Raw genomic sequence first — 16,741 nt, forward strand, 5'->3', positions numbered from 1 at the left:
TCTCTATCAATTAATCGGTAAACTTTTCAGATCGACTGAAAGTTCCTGCATTTTTGCAAACTTACTTAATGAACACGCAAATGTGGAAAAACGTTGAGCATATTGGCATAGCGGTCAGAGATTTAGCAGGTGTTAATGAAATTTATACAAGGTTATTTGGCGAGCCACCATATAAAATGGAGTCTGTAGATACCGAACAGGTGGATACTTCTTTTTTCAAAGTAGGTCAAACCAAAATTGAGTTTTTGAGTGCGACCGATGAAAATAGTGCGATTGCAAAGTTTATTGAAAAGAGAGGGGAGGGCATCCACCATATAGCATTTGAAGTGGAAGATATCCATTATGAACTGGAGCGTTTACAAAAGGAGGGCTTTCAGTTCACTCGACCAGAAGTATCAAAAGGAGCGGATAATAAGCTGGTGTGTTTTGTGCATCCAAAATCTGCGAATGGGGTGTTGGTAGAGCTTTGTCAGGAGATACGGGAATAGAAATTTTAAGTCACCCTGAACTTGTTTCAGGGTCTAGATGCTGAAATAAATTCAGCATGACAATAGAAACGGATATGAGCGAAGAAAAAAGAACAGAAATAGGAGAGATTGGGGAGTTTGGTCTCATCGAGCGGATTGCCGGGCATTTCATACCTAAAAACGAAAAGACCGTCAAAGGAATCGGGGATGATACTGCTGTCTATGATCTGGGCGATAAATATTTACTGACCACATCTGACATGCTGCTGGAGGGAGTTCACTTCGACTTATCCTACATGCCACTGCCACATCTGGGATACAAAGCAGTCGCCGTAAATATCTCAGACATTGCTGCCATGAATGGCACGCCCACACAGATCACGGTTAACCTGGGATTGAGCAATCGCTTTTCCGTAGAAGCCGTGGAGGCGATCTATGAGGGAGTAAAAGCTGCCTGTGATGAGTATAATGTCGATTTGGTAGGTGGAGATACCACCGCCTCACCTTCCGGACTTGTGATTTCCGTGACCGCATTGGGTGAGGTAGATAGAGATAAAGTCGTCTACCGAAATGGTGCGATGGAAAATGATATACTCTGTGTGACTGGCGATTTGGGTGGTGCATTTGTTGGGCTACAGGTGCTGGAGCGTGAGAAGCAGGAATACCTCGCCAACCCGGATATGCAACCCCAGCTTGAAAAATACGACTATGTGGTGGGACGCCAGCTAAGACCCAAGGCCAGAATGGACATCATTCACGAATTCAAAGATTTGGGTATTCAGCCCACATCTATGATTGATGTTTCGGATGGGTTGGCTTCCGAAGCTTTCCACCTGTGCAAGCAGTCAGGACTTGGGGTGGCCATCTATGAGGATAAACTCCCGATTGAGAAGCAGGCCTTTGAAACTGCTGCTGAGTTTAGCATCGATCCCAACTCCTGCGCTATGAACGGCGGGGAAGATTACGAACTACTTTTCACCATTGGTCAGGATGATTTTGAAAAGATCAAAAACCACCCGGACATCCATACGATCGGGTATATGCAAGCAAAAGAGAAGGGTAGAACATTTGTGACCAGAAGCCAGAATGTAGTGGAACTTCAGGCGCAAGGTTGGAGGCATTTTTAAAACAAAAAAACCACCCGCCAGTTTGGCGGATGGTTATCACCTAATCACTAACTCTACTACTACTACTATTTATTTACTTGCCACCAGTCTTACAGTCAGATCGAAATTGTCGTAGATCGTCTTGTCGCCCAGGTTGTCGAAGAAGCTACCAGAACCATATCTCACATCATATTTAGATCTATCGATTATGAGTGTAGCGGTAGCAGTCACTTTCCCGTCTTTTTCTTCCACATTTGCTGTGAACTGCACTTCCTCCGTTTTGTCTTTGATCGTCATGTTTCCGATCACTTTGTATTTTCCAGGGCCTTGAGGTACTGTTTTTGTTATGACAAAAGTGGCTGTTGGGTATTTTTCCACGCCAAAGAAATCGTCAGACTTTAGGTGTCCTTCCAATTTTCCCTTGTAATCTCCGGATAGATCGTTATTAGAAATAGTGGTCATATCGATTGTAAAGATTCCACCAACCAATTGCCCGTCTTCCATTTCCAGTCTGCCCCCTTGCAATTGTACTGTTCCATTATGCTCTCCAGTTACTTTTTTGCCGAGCCACTCTACGGTGCTCTCTTCAGTGTTTACATTGTACTTTTCTTTAGCCTGTCCGCTCAGTATTACCGCCAGGATGATGAATGTTTTAATCATGGTTTTTGTGTGTTAAGTTTTCTTTTGTTCAAAATAAATGTACATACATTTAATGTACAAACTCTACAACGCTTTAAGTCGAAAATTGTTCCATACTTTTGAAGAAAATTTAAAAAATATGATTGAGGTAGGGAAGACGTTGATTTCTGATGATGTGATAGATGAGGCGTTCGTGTGTGATCTCACCAAATGCAAAGGCGCCTGCTGCGTGGAAGGTGACCTGGGCGCTCCGCTCTTGGAAGAGGAGTTAGAGGAAATTGACAAAGTAATTGATTTGGTGAAACCCTACCTCACAGATGAAGCCATCGCGATACTGGAAAAGGAGGGCGGCTACCTGCTGGATGAGGACGGGGACCTGTCCACCACCACGATCCATGGAAAGGAGTGTGCCTTTGCCTTTTATGATGAAAAAGGGATTCTTAAATGCAGTATTGAGCAGGCGCATAAGGATGGCAAAACAGACTGGAAAAAACCGATTTCCTGTCACTTGTATCCCATTCGTGTCGCTAAGCTACCGGATTTTGAAGCGCTCAACTATGATCGCTGGCAAATCTGCTCACCCGCCTGCGAACTGGGAAAGGAGCTTAAGGTACCTGTCTACAAATTCCTGAAAGACGCACTAATCCGTAAGTACGGTGAGGATTGGTATGCGGAGCTGGAGGAAATCGTTGAGGCAAGAAAAAATCACTAATCAGTCTGCTGCTTCTTCTTCATACGCCAGGATATCTCCAGGCTGGCATTCCAGTACCTTACAGATAGCTTCCAACGTGCTAAATCTTATGGCTTTTGCTTTTCCGGTCTTCAAGATTGAAAGGTTTGAAAGAGTCAAATCAACTCGGGCGGAAAGCTCATTGAGAGACATCTTTCGCTTGGCCATCATTACGTCCAGGTTTACAACTATCGACATGGCTTAGATGGTTAGTTCGTTTTCAGACTGCAGCTCAATTCCTCTCTTGTAAATCTGTGCGATAACAAACACGATACCCGCAAGAAGCAGAAACTCTGTGCCTCCACTTTCATAGGTAAAGGAGAGCCCCTTTTTCATCAACCATTTGGCATAGCCATCTGCGATCACCGCAGTGATACCGATTTGCAGGGCAATCGTGCTGATCTTAGAAATCAACGTAGAGATTTCCTTTGTAAATGGGTGCGTCACATTGACCTTCGAAATAATTTTCACTACTTGAAAAAAGAGATATGCTTTCAGTGCAGCGAGCGTCACAACAAGACTGACCAGGGCAATGTAATGGCTGAGGCCATAAGAATGAAGCTGGCTGAGATCCATACCCATGTATAGGTCTTTTGCCGCTTCGGTGTTGACAAACAGGCTTACGGTAAAAGCAGTGAGAATAGCACCGGCGTAGATGCACAGCCCGATGAAGAGCACCCAGGAAACTACCTTCAGGATGTCAAGTATTTGTTTTGTTGTCATAAATGATAATTACTGATCGTTTAGCAATTATCGGTATATATTTATTTAAAAACAATAAATAATTATTTTTTATTAAGAAGTTAACCTTAGTTGAGAAAAGCCGAAAGACATTCTTGGAGGAATCTCGCCATTGTTGGCCTTGTGACCGACTATACTTTGAAATTAGGATAGCTTATTGGTGAGAAACACCAACAAGGGCTGAACGGCCATATAATCATTCTTTCGTTACAGCTTCTTCACTGATCACTCTGTCAATAACAGCTTTCAATTCTAGCAGTTCAGTCTCATCAAAACTGTTTGTGGATAACCATTTGCCTTCTTTTTTATAAATCTTCTTTACCTGGAAGTTCTTCCATGTCGTCCCGTCACTTTTTTTGTTAACCCACACGGTAACGATAGCTGATCCTAATTTATACTCAGCTTTAGGCCTCTGACCTTCGTCGGCTGCTTGTGGGTCTTTTACGTCTTGTGAAAATGCAATGACAGAGAATGTAATTAGCAAAGTTGTTAATAGCTTTTTCATTTTTTTATATAAAGCTACACAATATCTCTTATACCTCTTTTTATGAATGGTTAAAACAAAAACCCCTCACCGTTTCCGGCAAGGGGTTTCAATCTTTACAAGATTTCCTAATTATTTCAACACGCTGAAGTCCCACGTGTCGAGATACTTCGTAGTGAAGTTCCCGGACTTAAATGCTTCGTCATCCATCATCGCTAGGTGGAAAGGAATCGTCGTTTTGATACCTTCAATTACCGTTTCTTCCAATGCGCGCTTCATCTTAATGATCGCTTCTTCTCTGGTCTGTGCACTCACGATCAGTTTACCTATCATCGAGTCGTAGAACGGTGGGATCACATAGCCCGCATACACATGGCTATCGATACGTACGCCATGTCCACCGGGGAAGTGTAGATTCGTGATTTTTCCCGGACTTGGTCGGAAGCCGTTTGCTGGATCTTCTGCATTGATTCGCACCTCTATCGAGTGTAGCTGCGGGAAGTAGTTTCTTCCTGAGATCGGCTCTCCGGCTGCCACTTTGATTTGCTCTTTGATCAGGTCATAGTCCGTCACTTCCTCAGTGATCGGGTGCTCCACCTGAATACGGGTGTTCATCTCCATAAAGTAGAAGTCGCCATGCTTGTCCACCAGAAACTCAACTGTACCAGCTCCTTCGTACTTGATCGCCTCAGCACCTTTGATCGCTGCGGCTCCCATCTTTTCCCGTAGCTCTTGCGATACAATAGGGGATGGAGTCTCTTCAATCAGCTTCTGGTGTCTCCGCTGGATCGAACAATCTCTCTCTGACAAGTGGCAGGCTTTTCCTCTGCTGTCGCCCACAATCTGGATTTCTATGTGGCGAGGCTCTTCCACAAACTTCTCCATGTACATCCCGTCATTGCCAAACGATGCAGCGGCTTCTTGTCTGGCACTATCCCATGCCTTTTTGAATTCGCTTTCTTCTTTGATGAGACGCATCCCTTTACCACCACCACCGGCAGTTGCTTTGATCATCACCGGGTAGCCAATTTCTTTCGCCAGCTCCATCCCTTGTTCAGCAGACTCCAATAGTCCGTCAGATCCAGGAACAACAGGAACACCAGCGGCAATCATCGTTGCTTTAGCCGTGGCTTTGTCTCCCATTTTGCTGATCATCTCCTCGCTTGCGCCGATGAACTTGATTCCATTTTCTGCGCAAACCCTGGAGAATTCTGCATTTTCTGACAGGAATCCATATCCCGGATGGATGGCATCTGCATTGGTGACCTCAGCAGCTGCGATAATATTAGGAATTTTTAGGTATGAATCCTTGCTGGCTGCAGGGCCGATGCACACGGCTTCATCTGCAAATCGTACGTGAAGACTTTCCGCATCAGCTTTGGAGTAAACAGCCACCGTCTTGATGCCCATTTCCTTGCAGGTACGGATAATGCGTAATGCAATCTCGCCTCGATTGGCAATCAAAATCTTATTAAACATAAGCGTGATGTGTTACGATGGATCAACAAGGAAAAGCGGCTGATCGTATTCCACCGGCTGAGCATTGTCAACCAGTACCTTCACGATCTTGCCAGAAACTTCCGATTCAATTTCATTGAACAGTTTCATTGCTTCGATGATGCAGACCGGATCGCCTGCATTTACAGAGCTACCCACTTCCACAAACGATGGAGACTCTGGGTTTGGTGATCGGTAGAACGTGCCGATCATTGGAGATTTGATCTCTACAAGGTTACTATTAGCAGCAGCAGGAGCGCCACCATCTGTCGACGGGGCAGGAGCAGCTTGAGGGGCCGGGACTGGGGCGGGTGCCGCAGCGGGCTGAGCTATAGGAGCAGAAGCGATCACGTGTTGCTCGGCACTTCGCTTGATGCTTACCTTGAAATCATCTGTTTCAATATTTACTTCTTCCAATCCTGACTCTGACAGGAAGTTGATTAATTCTTGAATTTCTTTGGCCTTCATAGGTTAAATGTTGATTAAAAAATCTTAAGAACTAAGGTAGTTAAATTCTTTCGGGTGAGTGAAATTATTTCACGTCCGTGATTCATTTTCAGCGGCGACATGGAATTCACATAAATCTGATTTTGCTTCATTTTGAAGCTTATGGATTTATGCTCATTTCACTCGCTCCACATACGAACCATCCACGGTATTGATTTTGATCACCTCATCCTGCTCAATGAACATAGGAACCTGGATGGTAGCCCCTGTTTCCACCACAGCATTTTTAGTTGCATTGGTAGCGGTGTTGCCTTTTACGCCAGGATCCGCTTGTATCACAGTCATGACCACATGCTGAGGTAGCTCACAAGCTAATATTTTCTCTTCTTCGGCATGAAAGAGGATCTCAACTTCCTGTCCGTCTTTTAGGAACTTTGGAGCGTTGATAAGCGACTCCTGCACTGCTACTTGTTCGTAGGTGTTGGTGTCCATGCAGTGGTAGCCCAAATCGTCCTTGTAAAGGAACTGATAGGGCCTGCGCTCTACTCGCGCTGTGGTGATTTTGTGTCCGGATGAAAAAGTGTTGTCGATCACTTTTCCCGTGGTAATGCTTTTCAGCTTGGTTCTAACGAATGCAGGACCCTTTCCGGGCTTCACATGTTGGAATTCTACTACGCTAAACAGATCGTGGTTAAACTCTATCACCAATCCGTTTTTGATGTCTGCTGTAGTTGCCATTTTGGAATGTTAATTATCTAATTATTCTTGATTTTTCTGAGGTAGATTTCTAAATATATTCCTCACGGGTGCCGTATTATTTTGGATCGTACGCCCACTTTACCCAAATTGACCCCCAGGTAAATCCTCCACCAAATGCTGCAAGGATCAGGTTGTCTCCTTTTTTTAGTTTGCTTTCATAATCCCACAAGCAAAGCGGAATCGTGCCACTGGTCGTGTTTCCATAGTTTTCTATGTTGAGCATCACCTTATCTTCACCTACACCCATCCGGCTTGCTGTCGCATCGATGATTCGCTTATTTGCCTGGTGAGGTACCAAGTACGATACATCGTCGGCTGTCAGGTTGTTTCGCTCCATCACCTCCGCTGCTACATCTGCCATGTTTTTCACGGCAAACTTGAATACCATCGAACCTTCCTGATAAGCAAAGTGCTCTCGGTTTTGTACCGTTTCAAGGGTGGCCGGTCTTCGGCTACCACCAGCTTTCATGTGAAGAAATGGCTCACCGGAACCATCAGACCTTAGTATTGAATCTTTGATTCCAAAATCTTCCTCGGTAGGCTCAAGCATAACAGCACCAGCACCATCTCCAAAGATGATGCAGGTAGCCCGGTCGGTGTAGTCTACGATGGAGGACATTTTATCTGCCCCGATAACGACCACTTTCTTGTATTTGCCCGTCTCGATGAATTGCGAGCCAGTAGCCAACGCATAAAGGAATCCTGAGCATGCCGCCTGCAGGTCATAGCCGAACGCATTGGTGGCTCCAATCTTGTTTCCAATGATGTTGGCAGTGGCCGGAAATACCAAATCCGGAGTGGTAGTCGCACATATAATGAGATCGATCTCCTCCGGATTTGTATTGGTTTTCTTCAGCAGCCCCTCCAGTGCCTTTACGGCCATTACTGAGGTACCCTGATTCTCGCCTTTAAGTATGTGTCTTTGTTTGATGCCTGTTCGGGAGGTGATCCACTCGTCGTTGGTGTCCACCATCTTTTCCAAATCATGGTTGGTAAGCACGTCCTCTGGAACGTACCCGTGAACGCCTGTAATGGCTGCTTGAATTTTAGGCATCAATCGTTAGCTTATGCCAGAACTTCCTTTTCCATCACCACTTTACCCTTATAGTAAAGTTTGCCTTCGTGCCAGAAGGCCCTGTGTGGAAGGTGTGCCTCACCGGTGGTAGGGCAGATCACAAAGCTCTTAGGAGTTGCTTTGTAATGAGTTCTTCGCTTGTCTCTTCTGGTTTTCGAAATCTTTCGTTTTGGATGCGCCATCTTCTTTCTCTATCTAAATTTTTCTTATTTCAATTTTTTCAGGGCTTCCCATCTGGGATCAGTGCTTTCTCCTTGCGACTCGTCACTGTTTTCAGAAACGTAAATCATTTCGTCAGTGTCAGCGTCGTTCTGGAATTTCGGATGCAATTTTTTCATCGGTATTTCCAGACTGATGGATTCGTACAAAAACATAGCGATGTTGATTTCCTGCTCTCCCTTCAAAATCACAAACACATCTTCACTCAATTCTTTTTCTTCATCTCCATACTTGTAGATGACTTCTTTGGAAACTGAGATCGGGTAATCGAACAGTTCTAAACTGCGATCGCACTCCAGTTCAATCGATCCCTCAATCTGTAAATTGAGTGTGATCATCGAATCTGTTTTTGTCAAAATCACGTCACAAGAGCCCTTGCCCTTGCTTACCAGGCTGTTTTCAAAATGTGAAAAGAACTGATCGTCAAACTTGAAATTGTAGTCATGAACCTTGTTACTCAGGCCAAAAATCTCAATTTTAAACGCTTTCAATTCCTTCATATCCATCCGCTTCCCGGTAAAGACCCGCAAATTTAGATAGAATCCAAGTACTAGAAAAACTTTAGCTAATTACTTTTTATCAGCGTTTTCATACCTATTCTCGTTGCGCTGACGGATAATGTCATTGGCCAGGTAGAGCGCATTTCGGAAGGAGGTAGGATCAGCCTGATTTTTACCAGCTATGGCAAAGGCTGTCCCATGGTCGGGTGAGGTACGTACAAAAGGTAGTCCGGCCGTATAATTCACGCCTTCCTCAAAGGCTAATGTCTTAAAAGGAATCAGTCCCTGATCGTGGTACATTGCCAATACGCCATCATACTGTTTGTATGAGCCCATTCCAAAGAATCCATCGGCAGGAAAAGGACCGGATACAATATTGTGACCCTTCCTTACTTCCTCCATGGCGGGAATGAGTACTTTGATTTCTTCATCTCCCAATAATCCATTTTCCCCTGCATGAGGGTTAAGCCCCAGAACAGCAACCTTTGGTTTTTTGATGCCAAAATCCTTCTGCAGGGATTTGATCATTTTTTGGAGTTTCGAAATGACTTTGTCCTTTGATACTTTTTTGCTTACCTCCTGGAGGGGGATATGCCCGGTAACAACACCAACCCGCAAACCATCGTGCACCAGAAACATCAGACTGTCAGATTCTCCTGCTTCCTGGGTGAGGTATTCGGTGTGACCTGGAAATTTAAAATCATCGGACTGCACAAGATCCTTGCTGAGGGGCGCAGTGGTGATGGCGTCAATTTTTCCTTCTTTCAAATCAGCCACAGCTTTTTGCAATGAAATTACTGCGTATTTCCCACCGATTTCATTGGCATGGCCTGGTGTTATTTCCACCGCTTCATCCCACACATTAAGCACATTCACCTTTTTGTGTGCTACCTTATCAATGCTCGCGATCTGCTGAAAGTTGAAGGTCTCTTTGTCCAGGTTTTTACGATAAAAGGAAATCACCTTTGCAGATGAATAGATCACCGGAGTGAATAGACGCAGGATGCGATTATCCTCCAACGCCTTGATTATTACCTCGGGACCAATTCCATTTATATCACCGATGGTGATTCCAATGACAGGTTTACTTTTTTTGTGTGAGGATTCACCCATTTGCACAGTACTTTTATCAAAATTGAAGTTAATCCGAAAAATTCGACCAATTATATAAACACCAAAGAAGTTGTCAAGCGTAAAACCCAAAAAACATTTAGGCCAGCACTTTTTGAAGGATGAAAACATTGCCTTCAAAATTGTGGAGGCATTGAAGAATGATGCCGTTCTTCCTCTGCTGGAAATCGGCCCGGGTACCGGAGTGCTTACCAAATATCTGATCCAGCACGAGGTGGATTTTTATGCGCTTGATGTGGACAAAGAATCCATCGAATACCTGAAGAACACATACCCAACCTTCGGATATCGGTTTATACTTCAGGACTATCTGAAGTATGATGTTCCTTTTGATCGATTTAATGTCATTGGAAATTTTCCCTACAACATTTCCTCTCAGCTTTTTTTTAAAATCTGGGATGATCGAAGCAAGGTTGACGAGGTGGTCTGCATGATCCAAAAAGAAGTGGCTGATCGGATCTGTGCGAAGCACGGAAACAAAACCTACGGTATTCTGAGTGTTTTGCTTCAGGCGTTCTTCGATATCGAATATTTATTCAAAGTGTCACCTGGAGTTTTCAATCCGCCACCCAAGGTACAGTCTGCTGTAATCCGCCTGAAACGGAATGAAGTAACTCAACTACCATGCGATGAAAAGCGATTCAAGCAGGTAGTGAAGACCGGGTTTGGCAAGCGCAGGAAAACCTTGCGCAACGCCCTAAAAGACCTAAATTTGTCGGAATCTGCAAAAGCACTCGCCGAAATGGACCTGAGGGCTGAGCAGTTATCCGTTCAAGATTTTATCTCGCTTACCGAAAAAATTTCCTGACATGGAAGCAGCAATGACTTTTGAATTATCTGTCGAATTCAAGGATCGGTTTCAGCAGGCCCTTGATGCTCAGGATACTGCTTTCATTAAATCCACCCTGGAGGGAGTAAACCCTGCGGATATTTCGGCCTTGCTGGATGAGTTTGACTCCAAGGAATGCAAGTATGTATTCGACCTTCTGCCCAGAGAGGTGGGGGCACGGATATTAGAAGACCTGGAGGAGGATGTTAGAGAAGAATTTTTGAAAGAATTCTCAGCGACTGATCTGGCTTCTTTTGTGGAGTTGATGGATTCCGATGATGGCACAGATATACTCTATGAGATGTCGGTTACTGATCGTAATGAGGTGATTCGACAGATATCCGATGAAGAGAAAGCTTCCAACCTGATGGAGCTTCTGGAATATGACGAAGATGTGGCTGGGGGGCTGATGGCAAAGGAGCTAATCAAAGCCAACATGAACTGGAACATTCTCCAGTGTATCGAGGAGATCAGAAAGCAGGCAGAGAATGTGGAGAAAATTTACTCTGTATATGTGGTAGATGATCATGACCGACTGGTGGGCAAAGTGGCGGTAAAGAACCTGATCATTGCAAAATCTTCATCTAAGGTTGCAGATGTCTTCGATAGTCAACTTATATCTGTCGAGACCTCAACATCTGAAGATGAGGTTATTGACATCATGCAAAAATATGACTTGGAAGCAGTGCCTGTGGTGAATGCCCGTGGCAAGCTTGTGGGGCGTATCACCATTGATGACGTGATTGATGTAATCAAAGAGATCGCCGATGAAGAAAGGCAGTTGATGACAGGTATGAGCTCCGATGTGGAGGAGGATGATACCGTATGGAAAATCTCACGTGCCCGGTTGCCGTGGTTGATCATCGGGATGGTAGGAGGGTTGGTGGGAGCACAGTTCATGGGCTTCTTTAAAGATGAGATTATCATCGTGCCGGCGTTAGCTTTTTTCATTCCACTTATTACTGCATCGGGTGGTAACGTTGGAATTCAATCTTCCTCTATTGTGGTTCAGAGTTTGGCCAATCCCAATGTCTTTGCGGACAGTATGTGGAAGCGCCTCCTGAAAGTATTCATGGTGGCCATTGTCAATGGAGCCATTCTTTCGCTAATGGTTTTTGGTGCGGTGATCCTGGTGATGCGGGAGCAGCCCCTTGCGGCCACAGTAGCCATTGCTTTGTTTTCTGTGGTGCTGCTGGCCTCTTTCATGGGCACTATCACACCACTTTTACTTAATCGCTTTGGCGTAAATCCGGCACTGGCCTCAGGTCCGTTTATTACTACAACGAACGATTTGTTGGGTTTGGCTGTCTATTTCTCGACAGCACACCTACTGTATAATTTATGACGACCAAGAAGCGAATTCTCATCGCTGACGATATGCACGAATGCATCCTTCCACTACTCAAGGGGATGGGGTATGAGCCTGTATATATGCCTGTCATAGATCGGTCTGGTATCCTGGAAATTATTGGTGGCTTTGATGGGCTGATCATTCGTAGCAAGGCTGCAGTAGATCGTGAGTTGATTGATGCAGGAAAAAATCTAAAGTTTGTGGCAAGGGCAGGGGCCGGAATGGACAAGGTGGACAAGGATTATCTCATTGTGAGGGGCATTAAGGCAATCAACGCTCCGGAGGGAAACAGAGATTCTCTTGGGGAACATACGCTGGGGATGTTGCTCTCATTGCTACACAAGATATCTTCAGCGCATCAGGAAATCAAGAATCATGTTTGGGATAGAGAAGGCAATCGGGGCATTGAGCTCAAGGGCAAGGTGGTAGGTATTTATGGTGTGGGAAATATGGGGATGTCATTTGCCCAAAAACTCAAGGGATTTGAATGTGAGATCATAGGATTTGATAAATACAAAGGAGAATTTGATGGAGGTTTCATTAAGAATGTGGAGTTGGATGAGTTGATGGAGCGGACGGAAATATTAAGTTTACACATTCCGCTCAATGATGAAACCCGACAACTTTTTAATGAGACTTACCTTCGAAAATTTAAAAGTCTCAAAGTGTTGCTCAACACAGCGAGAGGTGAGGTGTTGGACACCTCGGCACTTATCAAGCTTTTGGAAGATGGGACACTCTATGGCGCAGGACTGGATGTTTTGGAAAATGAGAAATTGGAGAGCTATACTGATAAGGAAAAGGCTCTGTTGGACAAACTGACATCCCAACCCAATGTGCTCATTACGCCACACATTGGGGGGTGGACCTATGAGTCTTATCGGCGTATAAGCGAGGTAATCGCACAAAAAATCAAAGACGAGCTTTCATGAGATTTTGTGTTTGAGGGGCAAATTCTATATATATTTGCATCATCAAAATATCAAAAGACGAGAAAACGGCTTCAATGTGAGGCCGTTATTTTTTGTTTAAAGGGGTAATACCATTATGGCAGTTAATTACTACACAAAAGAAGGTCTGGACAAACTCAAAGCAGAGTTGAACGAGCTTAAGACCAAAGGGAGAGCGGATATGGCAAAGCAAATTGCCGAGGCTCGTGACAAGGGAGATTTGAGTGAAAATGCTGAGTACGATGCAGCAAAAGAAGCTCAGGGGCTACTTGAATTGAAGATTTCCAAACTGGAAAAAGTGGTGGGAGATGCTCGTGTAATTGATGAGTCATCGATTGATACCTCCAAGGTTTCCATCCTTTCTACGGTGAAAATCAAGAACAAGAAAACAAACATGGAAGTGACCTACCAGCTGGTGGCAGAGGAAGAGGCTGATCTGAAAAGTGGCAAGATCTCTGTACAGTCGCCAATCGGTAAAGGGCTGCTAGGAAAGAAAAAAGGTGAGAAGGCCATGATCAAAGTACCGGCCGGGGATATTGAGTTTGAAATTCTGGACATTTCCATCTGATGGCAAGTATTTTCAGCAAGATCGTAGATCGTGAAATTCCTGCGCATATCGTAGCAGAGGACGACAACTACCTCGCATTTTTAGATATTAATCCACTGGTAGAGGGGCATACATTGGTGATTCCCAAAAAAGAGGTGGATTACGTGTTTGACCTGGATCATCAAACCTTGGCTGGCTTATTCTCTTTTTCCAAGGGAGTGGCTAAGGCAATCGAAAAGGTAGTGCCATGCGAGCGAATCGGTGTGTCGGTGATTGGCCTGGAAGTGCCCCATGCACACGTTCATCTGATCCCAATCAATTCAGTTGATGACATGAACTTTAGCCGAATGAAACTCTCCCCAACCAAAGAAGAACTCGCTAAGACGGCTAAGAGGATTAATGAGGCTTACGGGAAGTAGGAGTTAGTAGCAAGTAGTTGGTAGTTGGATGTTAGATATTGGATCCACCGGAAGGTGGGTTTTTTGTTTGAAAAGTCGTCCTTCGACGATCACGCGTATTTTGTTAATGTCCGCATTAAAAACCCCTTCAGGCATATTAAGTGCATAAACCCAGTTTTGTTCTTCATGATAAAGCGCCATCATATCCAGGGAGCCCGTGATACTTTGCGTAATCTTGCAATAGACGCAGGAATATTTCTCATCCCAGATTTTGGCCAGCCACTCGTGGGCTTCAGCCTTGATGGGGAAGTCGGGGTAGGGTTTGCCTTCGATATCGCAAATTATTTCCATCACTGCCGGGATGTTCCAATCGTAAAACGCAGGAAGTTGTCCCCGGGCAGCTTCACATAAATTCCTTATTTCCTCTTCTGGCACTCCCAGGGCTTTTACTTTGGCATTGGGGTCTTCGGTTTGTGCCGGCAGGGTGAGGGGGAGCAGGAGTAGAATGGTTAGGTATCTCATTGGACATAGGTGATTTTTCGTACTTGTCTAATTTATATAATATCCCTCAAATCCATTTTGCGGGGAAACCAACCCGGCGGTTTTTGATCCCTAAATTGCTTTATCAGGTAACGAAAGTAAATACCTAATTGGGGGTATTTTGCTCGATGCATGGGGAATCCAAACAAAAGGAAAAGAAAAACAACCTCCTTGACCTTCCGAAACCATGGTTTTCAGATTTCAAATCTGAAAAATTGGCGGTTGGATATTAATTAGATATACCGGAAGTAGTTTTTTTGTTTTATTCCATCTTGAAAATCTATTCTCACAGAAAATCGTTATTTTGTAAAAAACTTTTAAGGATGAACAGTGTCTCTGATTTACAAGTACAACTACATCAAGTTATTGATAGCATACAGGATGAAGAAAAACTGATGGCTATACACACAATTTTAAAAGGTTCATCAGGCCCATTCTCATCAATGACCATGGATGAGTATATCAATTTTATTGACGAATCAAGAGACCAAATAAGAGCGGGGAGATTCACCTCTGTTGAAGATTTGGAAAAGGAATCTGACAATTGGTGAGAAAGAAAAAAGTAATATGGTCTGAAAGAGCTAAAAAGTCTCTAAAGTATCATCATGACTTTATAAAGCAAGATTCCAAGGTGGCAGCACAAAGAGTCAAAAAAGAAATCATAGACGCTTCCAAATCACTAAATGAACATCCTGAGAAGTATCAGCTAGATGAATATTACACCAATAATCCCGGAAACATCCGAAGATATTTTAAGTGGAGTTACAGGATTGTTTATCAGGTAAGTGATGAGACAATTGATATATTGAATGTCATCCACACGAGTCAAGAGCCTAATAAAGATTTAACTCTGTAAGTATTTTTACTTCACCCTACCCGGATTATCTGCAATAAACGATTTCCAGCTTTTCTTTCCTGCGTTGGGGATTCCTGATTTGGAGGAATAGTGATGACAAATCGCAACCGCAAGTGCATCTGTAGCATCCATGAGTTTAGGAGCGTCTTCGAACTTCAGGAGCATCTGGATCATGTTTGCAACTTGCTCTTTACTAGCATTGCCATTTCCGGTTACCGATTGCTTCACCTTTTTCGGAGCGTACTCATGAATGGGCATATTACGATTGAGGGCTGCAGCCATCGCCACGCCCTGCGCACGACCCAGCTTTAGCATAGACTGCACATTTTTTCCAAAGAATGGAGCCTCCAGTGCTACTTCATCGGGAAGGTATTCTTTGAGGAGCTCAGTTACCCGCTCAAAGATTTTCTTTAGTTTGATTTCGTGGTTTTTGTATTTATTGAGATGGATCACCCCAAACTGGATTACATTCATTTTCTCACCTTTGCAGTGGATCAGCCCATATCCCATTACATTCGTACCCGGGTCTATGCCTAAAATGATTCGCTCTTTTATCGCCACAGATGCAAATTAAGAACAACCATTCAAACTACCTTCAAAACGCATGGCTCATTGGAGCGATCAAAGTGGTAGTATTAGCTGGCTGCCTCTACTTCATTCTCTCAAAGCTTCAAGACCAATCAATCAGACTCACTGATTTTGTATGGCCCGGTTCGTTCGAATTTATCGTTGCACTTGTTCTTTTCCTGATGGTTTTTAATTGGTATCTGGAGGCTCTGCGATGGAGAATGTCTGTAAAAACTTTTGAATCCATCTCCATGAATGGAGCCTGGAGAGCTATCCTTGGCGGACTTGCGCTTAATTGGGTTCTGCCTTTCACCTCGGGTGATTTGATAGCCAGAATAGAACCACAAAAGGACAGGCATCAATCCACTGCCGCCGCTATGATGAATCGGGGAATCATGTTGTGCTTCACCGCGGTGCTTGGGCTTTATGGCGTGAGTAAATTAGCTGTCAGCTACGAATGGAAAGGCTGGCTGACCGGCCTGGGTTTTCTTGTGATGTCAGCGGGTGTATTTGCTTTCAAGAAACCTCTCCGAAAATTTCTCATCTACTTCCGAAAATTGAAGCCATCGACCTTTCTTCAAATCACTTTGATCTCCTTCATCCGTTATGCGGTTTTCGTCTTGCAGTTTTATTTGCTGTTGTCGACATTTTTGCCGGATTTATCAGCTGAGCTACTATTTGCCGGTATCGGTTGGATTTTTCTGATTCGTTCGATGCTACCCTTGTTTTTCGGAGGTGTAGGAGTGAGGGAGGCCTCTGGTATTTTGTTTTTTGAGCCGCATGTTGCGAACCTACAGTTGGTGATTGTCCCGATCTTTTTCATTTGGATCATTAATACCGTCATCCCCTCATTCATCGGGCTGATCTTCATACTTCGCTATAAGACCCTATCTGCTTAGGTATGATTG

At 44.1% G+C, this 16,741-nt stretch carries 24 protein-coding genes; 11 read left to right on the forward strand and 13 right to left on the reverse strand.

The features are described from left to right. Positions 1–80: 80 nt before the first annotated feature. Together mce and thiL are read left to right on the forward strand one after the other, a co-directional pair. Entirely contained in the window at positions 81–488 is a 408-nt protein-coding gene (mce, locus tag RLN88_RS04505; RefSeq protein WP_350220247.1) for a methylmalonyl-CoA epimerase, read from the forward strand. A gap of 56 nt (positions 489–544) precedes the next feature. Further along, a complete protein-coding gene (thiL, locus tag RLN88_RS04510; protein ID WP_350220193.1) occupies positions 545–1,594 on the forward strand; it encodes a thiamine-phosphate kinase in 1,050 nt (349 codons plus the stop codon). A 69-nt stretch (positions 1,595–1,663) separates the two neighbouring features. On the opposite strand, the gene RLN88_RS04515 is transcribed toward thiL, so the two are convergent. After that, the gene (locus RLN88_RS04515) at positions 1,664–2,233 is read right to left on the reverse strand and encodes a YceI family protein (protein ID WP_350220194.1); all 570 of its coding nucleotides are present in this window, start codon (positions 2,231–2,233) and stop codon (positions 1,664–1,666) included. A gap of 118 nt (positions 2,234–2,351) precedes the next feature. On the opposite strand from RLN88_RS04515, the gene RLN88_RS04520 reads away from it, so the two are divergent. Beyond that, on the forward strand, positions 2,352–2,924 hold the full coding sequence (locus RLN88_RS04520) for a DUF3109 family protein (RefSeq protein ID WP_350220195.1): 573 nt from the start codon (positions 2,352–2,354) through the stop codon (positions 2,922–2,924). Here RLN88_RS04520 and RLN88_RS04525 read toward each other — a convergent pair whose 3' ends face one another. From RLN88_RS04525 to pdxA, 10 genes are all read right to left on the reverse strand, one after another. Beyond that, on the reverse strand, positions 2,925–3,140 hold the full coding sequence (locus RLN88_RS04525; protein WP_350220196.1) for a helix-turn-helix domain-containing protein: 216 nt from the start codon (positions 3,138–3,140) through the stop codon (positions 2,925–2,927). A 3-nt stretch (positions 3,141–3,143) separates the two neighbouring features. Then, positions 3,144–3,665 carry a DUF2975 domain-containing protein gene (locus tag RLN88_RS04530; protein WP_350220197.1) on the reverse strand — a complete coding sequence of 174 codons (522 nt, stop codon included), beginning with the start codon at positions 3,663–3,665 and terminating at the stop codon, positions 3,144–3,146. A 214-nt stretch (positions 3,666–3,879) separates the two neighbouring features. Beyond that, positions 3,880–4,188, reverse strand: coding sequence for a hypothetical protein (locus RLN88_RS04535; RefSeq protein WP_350220198.1), 309 nt, complete (start codon positions 4,186–4,188; stop codon positions 3,880–3,882). Between the two features lie 111 nt (positions 4,189–4,299). Then, a complete protein-coding gene (gene accC / locus RLN88_RS04540) occupies positions 4,300–5,646 on the reverse strand; it encodes an acetyl-CoA carboxylase biotin carboxylase subunit (protein ID WP_350220199.1) in 1,347 nt (448 codons plus the stop codon). Between the two features lie 12 nt (positions 5,647–5,658). Continuing rightward, positions 5,659–6,132 carry an acetyl-CoA carboxylase biotin carboxyl carrier protein gene (gene accB / locus RLN88_RS04545; RefSeq protein ID WP_350220200.1) on the reverse strand — a complete coding sequence of 158 codons (474 nt, stop codon included), beginning with the start codon at positions 6,130–6,132 and terminating at the stop codon, positions 5,659–5,661. Between the two features lie 153 nt (positions 6,133–6,285). Then, entirely contained in the window at positions 6,286–6,849 is a 564-nt protein-coding gene (gene efp, locus RLN88_RS04550) for an elongation factor P (protein ID WP_350220201.1), read from the reverse strand. 76 nt (positions 6,850–6,925) lie between these two features. Further along, entirely contained in the window at positions 6,926–7,924 is a 999-nt protein-coding gene (locus RLN88_RS04555; RefSeq protein ID WP_350220202.1) for a beta-ketoacyl-ACP synthase III, read from the reverse strand. Positions 7,925–7,935: 11 nt separating this feature from the next. Beyond that, positions 7,936–8,127: a 50S ribosomal protein L32 gene (rpmF, locus tag RLN88_RS04560; RefSeq protein WP_089356102.1), complete on the reverse strand. Its 192-nt coding sequence runs from the start codon at positions 8,125–8,127 to the stop codon at positions 7,936–7,938. Between the two features lie 24 nt (positions 8,128–8,151). Next, positions 8,152–8,694, reverse strand: coding sequence for a YceD family protein (locus tag RLN88_RS04565; RefSeq protein ID WP_350220203.1), 543 nt, complete (start codon positions 8,692–8,694; stop codon positions 8,152–8,154). Between the two features lie 39 nt (positions 8,695–8,733). Then, complete coding sequence (gene pdxA, locus RLN88_RS04570; RefSeq protein ID WP_350220204.1) at positions 8,734–9,777, reverse strand: 4-hydroxythreonine-4-phosphate dehydrogenase PdxA; 1,044 nt, start codon at positions 9,775–9,777, stop codon at positions 8,734–8,736. Between the two features lie 70 nt (positions 9,778–9,847). Here pdxA and rsmA point away from each other — a divergent pair, with 70 nt between their 5' ends. From rsmA to RLN88_RS04595, 5 genes are all read left to right on the forward strand, one after another. Continuing rightward, positions 9,848–10,603, forward strand: a complete 756-nt coding sequence (rsmA, locus tag RLN88_RS04575) for a 16S rRNA (adenine(1518)-N(6)/adenine(1519)-N(6))-dimethyltransferase RsmA (protein WP_350220205.1) — start codon at positions 9,848–9,850, stop codon at positions 10,601–10,603. A 1-nt stretch (position 10,604) separates the two neighbouring features. Next, entirely contained in the window at positions 10,605–11,969 is a 1,365-nt protein-coding gene (gene mgtE, locus RLN88_RS04580; protein WP_350220206.1) for a magnesium transporter, read from the forward strand. Further along, entirely contained in the window at positions 11,966–12,907 is a 942-nt protein-coding gene (locus tag RLN88_RS04585) for an NAD(P)-dependent oxidoreductase (RefSeq protein WP_350220207.1), read from the forward strand. The genes mgtE and RLN88_RS04585 overlap by 4 nt, the downstream gene beginning before the upstream one ends. A gap of 115 nt (positions 12,908–13,022) precedes the next feature. After that, positions 13,023–13,493: a transcription elongation factor GreA gene (gene greA / locus RLN88_RS04590; RefSeq protein WP_502880097.1), complete on the forward strand. Its 471-nt coding sequence runs from the start codon at positions 13,023–13,025 to the stop codon at positions 13,491–13,493. Beyond that, on the forward strand, positions 13,493–13,891 hold the full coding sequence (locus RLN88_RS04595) for an HIT family protein (protein ID WP_350220208.1): 399 nt from the start codon (positions 13,493–13,495) through the stop codon (positions 13,889–13,891). The genes greA and RLN88_RS04595 overlap by 1 nt, the downstream gene beginning before the upstream one ends. Before the next feature lie 3 nt (positions 13,892–13,894). Here RLN88_RS04595 and RLN88_RS04600 read toward each other — a convergent pair whose 3' ends face one another. After that, complete coding sequence (locus tag RLN88_RS04600; RefSeq protein WP_350220209.1) at positions 13,895–14,392, reverse strand: hypothetical protein; 498 nt, start codon at positions 14,390–14,392, stop codon at positions 13,895–13,897. 341 nt (positions 14,393–14,733) lie between these two features. On the opposite strand from RLN88_RS04600, the gene RLN88_RS04605 reads away from it, so the two are divergent. Together RLN88_RS04605 and RLN88_RS04610 are read left to right on the forward strand one after the other, a co-directional pair. Further along, positions 14,734–14,961, forward strand: a complete 228-nt coding sequence (locus RLN88_RS04605; RefSeq protein WP_350220210.1) for a hypothetical protein — start codon at positions 14,734–14,736, stop codon at positions 14,959–14,961. Further along, complete coding sequence (locus RLN88_RS04610; protein ID WP_350220211.1) at positions 14,958–15,266, forward strand: type II toxin-antitoxin system RelE/ParE family toxin; 309 nt, start codon at positions 14,958–14,960, stop codon at positions 15,264–15,266. The genes RLN88_RS04605 and RLN88_RS04610 overlap by 4 nt, the downstream gene beginning before the upstream one ends. A 6-nt stretch (positions 15,267–15,272) precedes the next feature. Here the strand turns inward: RLN88_RS04610 and ruvC are convergent, their stop codons facing one another. Further along, positions 15,273–15,827 (reverse strand): crossover junction endodeoxyribonuclease RuvC, encoded by a 555-nt coding sequence (gene ruvC / locus RLN88_RS04615; protein ID WP_350220212.1) that lies wholly within the window; start codon positions 15,825–15,827, stop codon positions 15,273–15,275. Between the two features lie 2 nt (positions 15,828–15,829). Between ruvC and RLN88_RS04620 the strand changes: the two genes are divergently transcribed. Then, the gene (locus tag RLN88_RS04620; protein WP_350220213.1) at positions 15,830–16,732 is read left to right on the forward strand and encodes a hypothetical protein; all 903 of its coding nucleotides are present in this window, start codon (positions 15,830–15,832) and stop codon (positions 16,730–16,732) included. The last annotated feature ends 9 nt before the right edge of the window (positions 16,733–16,741 follow it).

Source organism: Ekhidna sp., from assembly GCF_040223195.1.
Lineage (GTDB): Bacteria > Bacteroidota > Bacteroidia > Cytophagales > Cyclobacteriaceae > Ekhidna.